Below are 13,333 nucleotides of genomic sequence, written 5' to 3'. Positions count from 1 at the left end.
TTTCCGTCAGCAGAAAGCCTTCAATTCTTTGCTCGTGATGGTTTTGAAATAAAATCCACCCCGACTGATGTTTCAAAAGTGTCCAATTGCCGAAAAAACAAAGCACAGCGCTTTGAAAACGTCATGGCGTAAGCTTTTCCCCATTTGCCAAAAGCGCCCGAAGGCTCGTTTTAAAAAACCGGAAGAAGCAGTTTTTTCAGATAATGAAGCCTTTTGTTACACTTCAAGGAAGTCTGCATTAAAAAATTACGAAGGTCCGGATTTATAAATATCAAAACCTTCTGTTCAGCTAGCCGGCTTTAAACTTTGGCGAACTGTTTTTAAAAAAATGCGTAGGCCACAACTGGTACGCATGCAGCCGCATTTTTGTGAGGAGATGTTCTTCCCCACCCGAAACCGGCAATGATTGGAGAGAAAAACTGTGAATCAAAGCCGATATGTTTGCCTTGAACACTTTTCCCCTTATAGCCTAAAGCCGACAAAATGGTATAAACGTAAAGCCGGACAGGTAGCGGCAATAAAACGGCAAAACCACCTTTAAAGGGTGATCAAATAGGGATCGGCAGGATGCTTGAGAAACTATTTCACTTGAAAGCAAACAATACGCGCATCGGCATTGAAATCGGCGCCGGTCTTACAACCTTCCTCACTATGTCCTACATCCTTGCTGTTAACCCCACCATTCTGGGGGCTGCCGGAATGGATAAGGGGGCGGTTTTTGTTGCAACCTGTATTGCTGCCGCAGTCGGCTGTTTCATCATGGGTTTGCTTGCAAATTGGCCGATCGGCATGGCGCCCGGTATGGGGCTCAATGCATTTTTTGCCTATTCGGTTGTCATTACTATGGGCTATAGCTGGCAACAGGCTTTGGGAGCGGTTTTCCTTTCGGGCATTGTCTTTCTTGTTTTAACAGCAACCGGCGTCAGACAATGGCTGATTGCCGGCGTGCCGAAGTCGTTGCGCAGTGCCATCGGCGCCGGTATCGGCATGTTTCTTTCTATTGTGGCATTCCAGAGTGCGGGCATTATCATCAAGAATGATGCCACTCTGGTGGGGCTTGGCGATGTAACCAAAGCAGGTCCTGTGCTTGCCGGTATAGGGCTTTTTATTATTGTTGCGCTTGATGCTTTCAAAATACGCGGCGGCATTCTGATCGGCATTATCGCTGTAACCATTCTCTCTTTCATCTTTACCGACGACGGCTATAAGAGTTTTCAAGCGCTTGTTCATTCGGGCGGAATTGCGCTTCCTCCTTCTGTTGCACCGACCTTTTTAAAGCTTGATATTGTGGGCGTATTACATACCGGTATTTTCCATGTGCTTCTGGTTTTCGTACTGGTTGAAATATTCGATGCCACCGGCACACTTGTGGGCGTTGGCAAACGCGCCGGTCTTATTCCCGATGATAAACCTAATAATCTCGGGCATGCATTGTTTGCCGATAGCACGGCCATTCTTGCCGGCTCCCTTATCGGCACCAGTTCGACCACCGCATTTGTTGAAAGTGCCTCCGGCGTTGCTGCCGGCGGGCGCACAGGGCTCACGGCAATAACTGTTGGTGTGTTTTTCCTGCTTGCTCTGTTTTTTGCACCCGTTGCGCTTTCAATCCCCGCCTATGCCACCGCACCGGCATTGATTTTTGTTGCCTGTCTGATGATGCGTGAATTTGCCGAAATCAATTGGGACGACATTGTCGAGGCAGTTCCGGCAGCACTCACTGCACTTTTGATGCCGTTTACCTATTCCATCGCCAACGGCCTTGCCTTCGGATTCATCAGCTATGCTATTTTGAAAACAATTACGGGAAAATGGCGCGAGGTGCACCCTGCAACGTGGATTATCGCTTTCCTCTTCATCATACGTTTTCTGATTGAAGGCGGAGTGTTCTAGAAAGACTGTGCCGCTCATCCCTTATTGAGACGGGGGATTCCAAAGGGTCGATGCCCTCTCCCCTTCTTTGCAATAGAACACTTGCCGATTGTAACCTTTTCAGCCTTTCCGGTTGTCAGGCAGAAAGCGCAGGTTTTTATTCGAGTGCTTGGTCTTTTCCATGCTTTTGCTTTTCATCCATTCATTGAACAGCCTGCCCGAATTCTGAATTCAATAAAGCTGAACAAATTTTTTTGGGACCAAAAGCGGGCCTCAAAATTTGCGGCCAATGTTTTGTTGAATAAGCGATTTCATCGCCTTTCCTTTCACACTGGATAAAGACATGTGTGAGGAGAAAATCATCAAGCGGAATTGAAAAGACAAGCCCAATCAGAAAGACGCTTTTGAGACGAATAAATTCATTACGCGATAAATTTGCTAAATAATAAATTTGTTATCCAATAAATTTACTATCAGATAAATTTGTAGCCCGATAAATTTTTTAGGGAATAAAAAAGACCGGTATGAAACCGGTCTTCTTCTTTATGTCTAATCGTTCGGTCGGCGATAGCAAAGCTGTTCTCACTTGCCACAAAATTCCCGGATCAAGCCGATAATTTTGTCCTGATCGCTTTCCGGCAAATAAGGATGCATCGGCAAGCTCAAAACGTGATCGGCGGCATGTTCTGAAACCGGCAGCCCGCCTTTGGCTTGCGGGAAATGACGGTAGGCTGTCTGCAAATGCAACGGCTTGATGTAATAAATCATGGATGGAATACCGGCATTTTTGAGGTGCGCCTGAAGCCCGTTACGGTCTTCGACAACGATTGTGTATTGGGCAAAGGCCGAGCGCGACCCTTTTTCGATTTTCGGAGTTTTGACAACGTCTTTCAGACCGTCGCTATAACGTTTGCCGATAACGGCGCGTTTTTCCATCTCGTCTTCAAGAATATCGAGTTTCTGCAACAAAATAGCGGCCTGAATGGTATCAAGACGCGAGTTCAAGCCGATGCGGACATTGTCATATTGGGATGAACCTTTGCCGTGGAAATAGATTGAACGCAAACGTTCGGCAAGGTCATCATCATCGGTAAACATTGCGCCGCCATCACCATAACAGCCGAGCGGTTTTGCCGGATAGAAGCTGGTTGCGCCGACATTGCCAAAAGCGCCGCACATGGCATTTTCATGTTTTCCGCCAATGGCTTGCGCCGCATCCTCAATAACAAAGAGATTTTCTTTGGCAGCAATTGCCGAAATTCTATTAAAGTCGGCAGGAAGACCGAAGAGATCAACAGGAATGATCGCCCGTGGTGTCAGGCGGCCTTCTTTTTTGATCATTGCAATGGCTTCTTCAAGTTTTGCCGGATCCATATTGAAAGTATCGGGCAGAATATCGACAAAAACCGGTTCTGCACCGGTCAATGCGACAACTTCGGCGGTTGCAGCAAATGTAAAGCTTGGGCAGAAAACAGCATCTCCCGGTCCGATATTTTCAGCCATAAGGGGCATCAACAATGCGTCAGTGCCGTTCGAGCAGCCGATCACATGTTTGACGCCGATATAATCGGCCATACGTTTTTCGAATTCTTCGACTTCCGGCCCGAGAATATATTTGCCACTTTCAATCACATGGGCAATAGCCGTATTGATTTTATCTTTAATACGCGCCCTTTGCGCTCCAAGATCTATAAATTGCATATTCACTCCGTTGCTATCAATTGTTTAGCTGGCCGAATCATTCACTGGCACGGCTTGCCTAACATAACGCCTTAGACGAACAATATGTAATCAAAGTTCTATGACGCATGTAACAGCTTTTTACATTATTTCTTTGCCGTATCTTTATTTTTTGGCTGCGTTTTACCAGCAATTTCCTTTGCTTTATGATGGACACTGCCGGCAGTCAGAATACGCAGAACGGCAATGGCCTCATCGCCATTGGTGCGGGGTTCTTCGCGGGTTTCGATGCAGTGCAGGAAATGCTGCAATTCGCGGGTGAGCGGCATTGCTTCCTCAACCGGAATATATTCCGGCTCGTCTGCGGTAAATGCCCATTGATTATTATCCTGCCAAACCTCGAAACGATAAATGGCAAGCTTTCTTCCCCACGGCTCGACATCATCAAACACGGCCATGGCTTTGGTGCCAACCACCGTCAAACGACGTTCGCGATAGGGATTGAGGCGGGAAGCAAAAAGGTGGCTACGCATGCCATTGGGAAACTTCATATGGACATGGGCAAAATCGGACAAGTTGTCGATAATCGCCGCGCCCTCGCCATGAATTTCCGACGGTTCACATTTTGTTATAGCCAGAATCATTGAAAGGTCGTGGGGCGCGAGATCCCAAAGTGCATCACTTTCGGTATGGAATTTGCCAAGCCCGAGACGGTGGGCATGAATATAGCGCACTTCGCCCAATGCCCCTTCATTGACAAGTTCAAGCAATTTTTCAAATGCCGGATGGTAGCGCAAAACATGCCCCACCATAAAAATACGCTTATGTTCCTTTGCAATGCGCACTTCACGCTCTGCATCCTCGACATTGAGCGCAATCGGTTTTTCAACCAGCACATCCTTGCCGCCTTCTATCGCTCTGATAGCGTTTTCCGCGTGAAACTGCGGCGGCAGTGCCAGAACCATTGCATCTATGTCTTTACGGGTAAAAATCTCGTCAACGGGGATTGCCTCGACATCGTGTTCTGCTGCAAACCCTTCCGCACGATGAACATTCACGTCGGAAACGGCTGCGAGCGCTCCCAGACTTTTCAAGGTACGTATGTGATTGCTCCCCCAATAACCACATCCCAAAACTGCTACGCGTGGAGCCATTGTCTATGCCTTATCCTTATTGCTGAACTAAAAAGCAATATCTTATCTGTTCAATATCGGTCATGAACGCCATTGACAAGAGAAAAGCTCAAAAACGATGCTTGACAGAGTGGGATTGAACCCCTTATATCGCCGCCACGGCTAAATGTTTTTTAAAAAGACATTTTTTGTGGCGGAGTAGCTCAGTAGGTCAGAGCAGAGGAATCATAATCCTTGTGTCGGGGGTTCAAATCCCTCCTCCGCTACCAAAGCCGCCGTTTTTCCCCTTTTTGATCGTTTTCCGCTTAATCGCTTTTAATAGCTATCCGCTTGATCGCTTCCTTCATAACGATAAAGTCTCTGGTGACGGCTTTCGTTTCGGGAAACAGGTTTTTTTGATTTTTTAAAAAATTTGGTCCCGAGGTGCTGCCTCCAATGCTTGCTGTTTCAACTTAAAAAACGCCGCGACACCGTACTTTTTGCTGATTAAAAGCACAAAACCGGTCGCCGTGGCACATCAAGATTTCATCCGCTTTATGGGGAAAGCAGCGCGTTTAGCAAAAAAGTGGCGCAGTTATTGAAGAAGTAGCGTGTTAAGCGAAAAATCTGAACATTAAGCGAAAAAGCAGCGCGATTATTTGTCTCCAGCACGAGAAAGTCTATTAAATCCGGCTAAAACGTCCTTTTAAAAACTCTCTTAAAAAATCCGTTCAACTATTCAAAAAAGCGTTATTCTTTTTTGAATAGAAAAATTGCCGATATTTTCTTTCCTCATCAATTTTAAGTAATCTTTGTATCATTATGGGGCAAATCAACTGGTTTTGATATTTCCCGTTTGAAGCTTTCCGCCATTTGTGCATTGAGGCACTATTCACTACCTTTCTTGCAATTATGCGATTTCCGGCTTGTTTCCCTTCTGTCTATCGTTACTTTTGTTAAGCTTTTAAATCAGCTCATCCGGTTTTCTTGAAAAAAAGGCGCGTGTTGAGCTTGAAACCTTAAATTTCGAGATTCTTGAGATTATCTTTCATAAAAAACCGGCAAAATGAATGAACCAATCGGGATGGCCTTATTGTTCTGTTTCTGCTGCTCTCATTTTCTGCCCACCCCCCATGTGACGGATTGTGATTCGGTTTGTTTTCCTCGTTTGTCGTCAAAAATATGCGCTTCGGGAGAAAAACCTTTGACCTTTCATTTTCTCCCCTATCCCCTTATTTTCCCGATTTTCTCTCTCCACCGATTTCTAGCTATTTTTTGACCTGTTTCCGTCTGACATATGATTCTTCCAGAGAGTGGTTTTCTTCAAAAATAAATTGTCAGAAAAGAACGGTGCCACGGCGGAGTTAAATTTTTGGCATACGAAATATCAAAGCGGTTTTCGCGCCATTTGGCCGTTTTCTTGCGGTTTTTGTTTAAAATTATTTCCATTCAATAGTTTTGCGGAATTAAGCTTGGTCCGGCCGATCAAGCCCTGTAAAGGCAATTTGTCTTGATTAAAGCCCAAGAGAAAAGACAATTTTTATTGGAGTGTCATGTTTATTGCCGGTTAAAAATGGCATTATTGTTAAATGTGGGGTAAAAAACCCCCATTGATTGACAAAATGGCGATCATTTTGCCAAGGCGAAAAGAATGACCGCAATTTTTACCTGTTGCGCCTGATAATAGAGAATATTGATGAATCTTTCAGATATTGAAATAGCCCGTCAAGCAACCAAACTGCCTATTTGTGACATTGCCGCCAAGCTTGATATTCCTTACGAGGATATTGTTCCTTATGGTCATGACAAAGCAAAAATCAGCGCAAAATACATCGAGACGCTCAAAAACAATAAAAACGGCAAACTCATTCTGGTGACTGCCATTAACCCGACGCCGGCAGGTGAAGGAAAAACCACAACAACAATCGGTCTTACCGATGCACTCAACCACATCGGCAAAAAGGCTGTCGCATCGTTACGCGAACCATCCTTGGGCCCGAATTTCGGACAAAAAGGTGGAGCCGCCGGTGGAGGACGTTCGCAAGTCATTCCGATGGAAGACATCAATTTGCATTTTACCGGTGACTTTCATGCGATCACATCGGCCAATAATCTTCTTGCTGCGATGGTGGATAACCACATTTATTGGGGCAATGAACAGAATATCGACTCCCGCCGAATTACATGGAAACGCGTTGTCGACATGAATGACCGTGCGCTTCGTGACATTGTTCTTTCCCTTGGCGGGGTAAAAAACGGGTTTTGCCGCCAAAGCGGTTTCGATATTACGGTAGCCTCCGAAATCATGGCAATTTTCTGTCTTTCCGAAAACCTTGCCGATCTTACGAAGCGTCTCGGTAAAATCATTATCGGTTACCGTTACGATAAAACGCCCGTTACCGCTTCCGATATTCATGCAGAAGGTGCAATGGCGGTTTTGTTGCGCGATGCATTGGCACCAAATCTGGTGCAGACAATCGAACATAATCCGGCTTTTATCCACGGTGGGCCTTTTGCCAATATTGCCCATGGCTGCAACTCGGTCATTGCAACAAAAACAGCGTTGAAGCTTGCCGATTATGTGGTCACGGAAGCGGGCTTCGGTGCTGATCTTGGAGCCGAAAAATTTTTCGACATCAAATGCCGCAAAGCCGGATTGGAACCCGACGCAACCGTCATTGTTGCAACAATCCGTGCGCTGAAAATGAATGGTGGCGTTGCAAAAGGCGATCTTGCTCATGAAAACGTTTCGGCATTGAAAAAAGGCACCGCCAATTTGTTGCGCCATATTTCTAATATGGAAAAATACGGTGTGCCGGTCATTGTGGCAATTAATCATTTCAATTCCGATACCGATGCGGAAATAGACGTTTTAAAGAAAGCTGTTGCCGAAACCCACCATCAGGCCATTATTTGCCGCCATTGGGAAAAAGGTGGTGAAGGTGCCGAGGAACTGGCGCGCACTGTCGTGCAGATGATTTCCGAAAACAAAAGCAACTTCCACCCGCTCTATGCCGATAACTTGTCATTGGAAGAAAAGATCAACACCATTGTGCGCGAGATTTATGGCGGGCGCGGTGCCGATATTCCGGCCAATATTCTGAACCAATTGAAGGCCTGGGACGAGGAAGGCTATGGAACTTTACCGGTCTGCATGGCAAAAACGCAATATTCATTTTCTGCCGACCCGAAATTGTTGGGTGCACCGGAAAATTTCACCATTCCTGTACGCGCGGTCAAACTCTGTGCCGGTGCCGAATTTGTTGTGGTGATCTGCGGTGATATCATGACCATGCCGGGGCTTCCCCGCCACCCTATGGCCGAAAAAATCCATCTTGACGAAAACGGTAATATTGAAGGTCTTTCGTAACCCCCTCAACCATTTTCATAAAAACTTTCATACCGTCGGCTTATATATTTGGCTGACGGTTTGCGCATCTTTATAAAACACGACTGCTCACGGCTTTAAAACGCCCGAATGCGCAAGGCCTTATAACGCTCAAATGCTTTAGATTTTTTGGATTTACCTGATTTCAGGCTGCCTTTCCTCATTTCAACGCAAAACGTTCAGGTTTTGCTTTTTTTCGGCTGCCTTTGCCTTCAATAGCTTCTATAAACGCCATCGCGCGGGTCTCATGGCGTTGCCGTTCCCGCGTCTTATTCTTCCGTTCCTTCGCTTTTCTATTCGTTCTCCTTCCCGTTCCTTCATCCGCCTGTTTTCGCCTTGTCGTTTCTCCCCTATCAATGCGGCGCGCCTGTCCTGATCGGCTTGTGCCTTTTCCACGCCTAGCTGTTCTGCCACCCTTCTATTCCTTGGTCTCTCTATCTCTTTGCCTTACTGTCCCTTCATTCATTTGTTCCTTTGCCTTTCTATCCTTTGCCTATCGCACCGTGTCTGGCCCGAACGGCTTTTGCCTTTTCCTGTCTCCCCTTCTGTTTGACACTTTCAAATTTTACCCGCAGGTCCTTGCCTTTGTCCTGCGCCTTTCTTGGTGGCATTTGCTGTTTTTCGACCATGGGAATGATTGCGACACTTTAACCGGACAATAAAAAACCCCGGTTGGAAACCGGGGTTTTGTTTTTGGCTTTGTCAACAAGCAATCAGGCTTGCTGAACATTATCGCCGGACTGTTTGTCGGGTGCGGATTGAGCTTCCGGTGCATCGCCGCCATTTGTCGGCTCTCCACCAGCAGTTCTTCCGGCACGGTTTCCGCTAAACAGCCTGTAGAACATCGGGATAAAGAAGGTTGCAATACATGTTGCAGCCAACATACCGCCGATAACACCGGTACCAATTGCGTGACGGCTAGCGGAACCGGCACCGGTGGATCTTGCCAAGGGGACAACACCAAGGATAAACGCCAAAGATGTCATCACAATCGGACGGAAGCGAAGACGTGCTGCAGAAATCGCCGCATCAATAGCCGATTTGCCGCTTTCACGCTCGAGCACAGCAAATTCGACAATCAAAATAGCGTTTTTCGCAGCGAGCCCCACAAGTGTAACGAGGCCGATCTGGAAATAGACGTCGTTGCTCAAGCCCCTTAAATAGGTGAATGTCAACGCGCCGGCAATCGCAAATGGCACAGCCGTCACAACTGCGAAAGGCAGGCTCCAGCGTTCATATTGCGCAGCCAAAATCAGGAACACCATAATGATACCGAAGATCATAGCAGTTGAACCGGCACCACCGGCCACAACTTCCTGATAGGCCGAACCTGTCCAGGCGATCTGGTAGGTATTCGGCAAAACTTTGCCGGCAATATCCGTCATGGCCTTGATCGCATCACCGGAGGTAAAGCCGGTACCCGGATCACCCATGATCTTGGTGGCATAGAAAGCGTTGAAGCGTTCCAGCTGATCCGAACCGGTAATACGCGTTGTTTGGACAAGCGTGTTCAACGGGATCATGCCGCCGGAATTCGACCGCACAAAGACCTGCTTGATGTCTTCCGCACTTTTACGGAACTCGCCTTCAGACTGGATTTTAACCTGATAGTTACGTCCATAAAGGGTGAAGTCATTGATATAGATGTTACCGAATGTTGCCGAAAGGGCATCGTAAATCGAGTTGATCGGCACATCCATCGCACGGGCTTTGACACGGTCGACATGGAAGTCATACTTCGGCACATTCGGGTCAAAGGTTGTGCGGACATTCTTCAATTCCGGACGCTGGTTGGCAGCCTGAACGAGTTTCATCGTCATCTTATAGAGGTCATCAATCGAGCCACCGGCACGGTCCTGCAGATACATTTCAAAGCCGCCGGTTGTCGAAAGGCCGGTAATCGGAGGCGGGTTGAAAGCAATGGTGACACCGTCCTTGATGCCTGACGTCATGCCGATCACTTGCGGGGCAATCACACGCGCATCATCCTTCGGATCGGGTCTGTCTTTCCAATCCTTGAACATGACAAACATGGCGCCCGAACTTGTCTTCAAACCACCTGAAAGCAGGTCATAACCGGCAAGCTCTGCAATGTTTTCGACCGCAGGGTTCTGCTTGAGAATTTTATAGGCCTTGTCAACCACACCTTGCGTTCTTTCAAGCGAAGAAGCCGAAGGCAGGAACGAAACCGCAAGCACATAGCCCTGATCTTCATCCGGAACGAGGGAGGAAGGAACCTTCTCGAACATGAAGACAGCAAAGACACAAACCAGCACGAAACAGACAATGCCGTACCAGAATTTATGGACGAAGAAGCTGACGCCCGAAACATAAAGATTGGTGATCTTCTGGAATGTCTCGTTAAACCAGCGGAATGGTGCAATCGGTTCGCTATGGCGCGGCTTCAACAACAGCGAGCACAAAGCCGGTGTCAATGTCAAAGCAACAGTACCGGAAATAACGACTGAAATCGCAATAGTAACAGCAAATTGCTGATACATAACACCGGCCATGCCGCCCATGAATGACACAGGAATGAACACGGCGCACAGAACGAGCACAATAGCGATAACCGGCCCTGTAACCTCGCTCATCGACTTGATAGCAGCATCATGAGGCGAAAGCTTTTCTTCCGACATAACGCGTTCGACGTTTTCCAACACCACAATCGCGTCATCAACCACAATACCAATGGCAAGCACCAGCCCGAACAGTGTCAACATATTGATCGAGAAGCCGAGCACGTAAATGCCCGCAAACGTTCCGATAATAGATATTGGCACCGCGATGATCGGAATAAGCGTCGCTCGCCAGTTCTGCAGGAAGATGAACACAACAACGATAACAAGCAGAATGGCTTCGATAAAGGTGTGTACAACTTCCTCGACGGAAACCTGAATGAACTTGGTAGTATCATAAGGTACCGAATATTCGATCCCCGGAGGGAAGGCAACTTTCAATTCATCCATACGTTTCTTGATCGACTGCATGGTGGCAAGCGCGTTGGCACCAGGTTGCAGGAAGATCAGGATCGGCACCATCGGGTTGCCGTTCAAATTGGATTCAATGAAATATTGCTGGGTACCGAGTTCGATACGCGCAACATCTTTCAGACGCAGAGAAGCACCTGTGTCATCCGAACGCAGAATAATTTCGCCGAATTCTTCTTTTGTTACAAGACGGCCTTGCGTCGTTGCCGAATAGGTGAAAGCACCATTGATATCCGGCTGTTCACCAATACGACCAACAGGATACTGGTTATTCTGTTCCTTGACCGCATTGATAACATCGGTCGGCGTCATATTATATTGGGCAAGCTTGTCAGGCCGCAACCAGATACGCATCGAATAATCAACGTGTCCAAGAACCTGCGCATCGCCGACACCGGGAATACGTTTCAAATCGTCAACAACGTTAAGCAATGCGTAGTTGCCGACATAAATCCGGTCATAAGCGCTTGTTGTCGAACGCATGGCAACAAGGCCAAGGATGGATGAAGACCGTTTATCGGCAACAACACCAAGACGTTGCACTTCTTGCGGCAAAGTTGTCAAAGCACGCTGAACGCGGTTGTTGACGTTAATGGTTGCCTGATCAGGATCAGTCCCGAGCGCAAAAGTAACAGTGATCTGCAATGTACCGGACGCGTTGCTGATCGATTGCATATAGATCATGTCTTCAACGCCGTTGATCTGCTGTTCGAGAGGAACAGCCACGGTCTGGGCAACTGTTTCGGCACTGGCACCGGGGTACTGCGCCGAAACCACCACCTGCGGTGGCAACAAGTCAGGATATTGGGCAATCGGCAATATGCGCATACACATAAAGCCGGCCAATACGATGATAATGGATATAACCGACGCGAAAACCGGTCGGTTAATGAAGAAACTATAGCTCATTGTGCGGGCCCCGAAGCTTTTGCATTGCCCCCGTCAGGTGCCTGTTGTGGCGCATCGTCGGTGACATTGACCATCAGGCTTTGCCCCTGAGGAATACGCATCAGACCCTGTTCGATATAAACCTGGCCTTCGGTGACAACTTCCTCTCCGTCACGAAGCCCCTGAACAACCTTGTTTTTGTCTTTTTCATCGAATTTGACACTGTCAATCAGCCAGTCGCCGTTTTGCATTTTACGCACGGCTTTGACCGGACGTTGCTCGACAACCATCAAACGGCCAGTCGCCTTTTGCGGCTGTCCATTGGCGGCGGCCGGTGCGGCAGGTTGTGCACCTTGCGGAGCATTCTCGCCGGCTTTCGGTGCCTCGGGCTTTTTCAACAGATAGACAAACTGGCCACCACTGTTTTGGACCAGAGCGGATTCCGGAATGGTCATGGCATTGGCCATTTTGATACCGGTAACTGTTACGCGTACAAACATACCCGGAACCAAACGACGATCGGGATTGGCGATAACCGCACGGGCACCCAAGGTTCCTGTCTGCTTGTCAATTGTCGGTGAGGTAAAATCGACCGTACCTTGTTCGGGATAATCAACCCCTTCACCAAGACGGACAATAACTTTCAGATTATCAATCTTTTCGCCGCGTTGCTGCATTTCGTCCATCAAATGGCGAATCTGGTCATATTCACCATCGGCAAACGAGAAGTTGACATAGATCGGGTCAAACTGAGTGATTGTGGTGAGCAGACTCGATGACGGGTCGGTCCCGATAAGAGAACCTTCCGAAACAGCCTCGCGACTTGTCAGTCCACTGATTGGCGCTGCCACTTTTGTGTATTCGAGGTTAAGTTCGGCGGTGCGCAACTCGGCTTTTGTCTGCATCAATGTTGCTTCGTCGGCATCGCGCTTGGCAAAAGCCTGATCGCGCAATGAAGTTGACTGGACTTTTTGCTTGACCAGTTCCTCGGCACGGTCGGCATCACGAACCGACTGGTCGTAATTGGCTTGCGCCTGCGCGACCTGTGCGCGTGCCGAAGCGACAGCAGCCTCGTATTTGTCCGGATCAATCTCGAACAATATTTCGCCCTGCTTGACTTCCGAGCCTTCAACAAAGTTGCGGTGCAAGAGAATACCACCGACACGGGCACGGACTTCGGTTTCACGATAGGCAACAACACGGGCTGCATATTCGTAATTTAACGGAACCTCTGCCTGATGAATAACCTTGCCGCTTGCCTGCGATGGAGGCGGCATATGCTTTTCCTGTTTGCCACAGGCAACGAGTCCAAAAGACAGCACGCCGACAACAAGAGCGGCCGATAATTTCCTTAATAGTGTCATAGGATGTCAGACCTTGATATTTTTTTCGTGTCCGGTAAAATA

At 47.8% G+C, this 13,333-nt stretch carries 7 protein-coding genes and 1 tRNA gene; 3 read left to right on the top strand and 5 right to left on the bottom strand.

Annotated features, from left to right (window positions below):
* Nucleotides 1-567 precede the first annotated feature (567 nt).
* A complete protein-coding gene (locus tag H3V12_RS00805) occupies nucleotides 568-1,890 on the top strand; it encodes an NCS2 family permease (protein ID WP_198212104.1) in 1,323 nt (440 codons plus the stop codon).
* A 561-nt stretch (nucleotides 1,891-2,451) separates the two neighbouring features.
* On the opposite strand, the gene H3V12_RS00800 is transcribed toward H3V12_RS00805, so the two are convergent.
* On the bottom strand, nucleotides 2,452-3,570 hold the full coding sequence (locus tag H3V12_RS00800; RefSeq protein WP_198212102.1) for a DegT/DnrJ/EryC1/StrS aminotransferase family protein: 1,119 nt from the start codon (nucleotides 3,568-3,570) through the stop codon (nucleotides 2,452-2,454).
* Nucleotides 3,571-3,695: 125 nt separating this feature from the next.
* Nucleotides 3,696-4,703, bottom strand: a complete 1,008-nt coding sequence (locus H3V12_RS00795) for a Gfo/Idh/MocA family oxidoreductase (RefSeq protein ID WP_198212100.1) — start codon at nucleotides 4,701-4,703, stop codon at nucleotides 3,696-3,698.
* Nucleotides 4,704-4,874: 171 nt separating this feature from the next.
* On the opposite strand from H3V12_RS00795, the gene H3V12_RS00790 reads away from it, so the two are divergent.
* A tRNA-Met gene (locus H3V12_RS00790) sits at nucleotides 4,875-4,951 on the top strand.
* A 1,406-nt stretch (nucleotides 4,952-6,357) separates the two neighbouring features.
* Complete coding sequence (locus H3V12_RS00785; RefSeq protein WP_198212098.1) at nucleotides 6,358-8,031, top strand: formate--tetrahydrofolate ligase; 1,674 nt, start codon at nucleotides 6,358-6,360, stop codon at nucleotides 8,029-8,031.
* Between the two features lie 240 nt (nucleotides 8,032-8,271).
* Here H3V12_RS00785 and H3V12_RS11105 read toward each other — a convergent pair whose 3' ends face one another.
* From H3V12_RS11105 to H3V12_RS00775, 3 genes are all read right to left on the bottom strand, one after another.
* Nucleotides 8,272-8,463 (bottom strand): hypothetical protein, encoded by a 192-nt coding sequence (locus H3V12_RS11105; RefSeq protein WP_210326770.1) that lies wholly within the window; start codon nucleotides 8,461-8,463, stop codon nucleotides 8,272-8,274.
* 299 nt (nucleotides 8,464-8,762) lie between these two features.
* Nucleotides 8,763-11,948 (bottom strand): multidrug efflux RND transporter permease subunit, encoded by a 3,186-nt coding sequence (locus tag H3V12_RS00780; protein ID WP_198212096.1) that lies wholly within the window; start codon nucleotides 11,946-11,948, stop codon nucleotides 8,763-8,765.
* A complete protein-coding gene (locus tag H3V12_RS00775) occupies nucleotides 11,945-13,291 on the bottom strand; it encodes an efflux RND transporter periplasmic adaptor subunit (RefSeq protein WP_198212094.1) in 1,347 nt (448 codons plus the stop codon). The genes H3V12_RS00780 and H3V12_RS00775 overlap by 4 nt, the downstream gene beginning before the upstream one ends.
* Between the last annotated feature and the right edge of the window lie 42 nt (nucleotides 13,292-13,333).

This window comes from Bartonella sp. W8167, assembly GCF_016100335.1.
GTDB lineage: Bacteria > Pseudomonadota > Alphaproteobacteria > Rhizobiales > Rhizobiaceae > Bartonella > Bartonella apis.
This window is presented reverse-complemented; position numbering and strand designations above follow the sequence as displayed.

What these genes read in the sequence shown, in the direction of transcription:
- H3V12_RS00785 (WP_198212098.1), top strand. Translation starts at nt 6,358, where the DNA reads ATGAATCTTTCAGATATTGAAATAGCCCGTCAAGCAACCAAACTGCCT.
- H3V12_RS00775 (WP_198212094.1), bottom strand. Translation starts at nt 13,291, where the DNA reads ATGACACTATTAAGGAAATTATCGGCCGCTCTTGTTGTCGGCGTGCTG.
- H3V12_RS00800 (WP_198212102.1), bottom strand. Translation starts at nt 3,570, where the DNA reads ATGCAATTTATAGATCTTGGAGCGCAAAGGGCGCGTATTAAAGATAAA.
- H3V12_RS00780 (WP_198212096.1), bottom strand. Translation starts at nt 11,948, where the DNA reads ATGAGCTATAGTTTCTTCATTAACCGACCGGTTTTCGCGTCGGTTATA.
- H3V12_RS00795 (WP_198212100.1), bottom strand. Translation starts at nt 4,703, where the DNA reads ATGGCTCCACGCGTAGCAGTTTTGGGATGTGGTTATTGGGGGAGCAAT.
- H3V12_RS00805 (WP_198212104.1), top strand. Translation starts at nt 568, where the DNA reads ATGCTTGAGAAACTATTTCACTTGAAAGCAAACAATACGCGCATCGGC.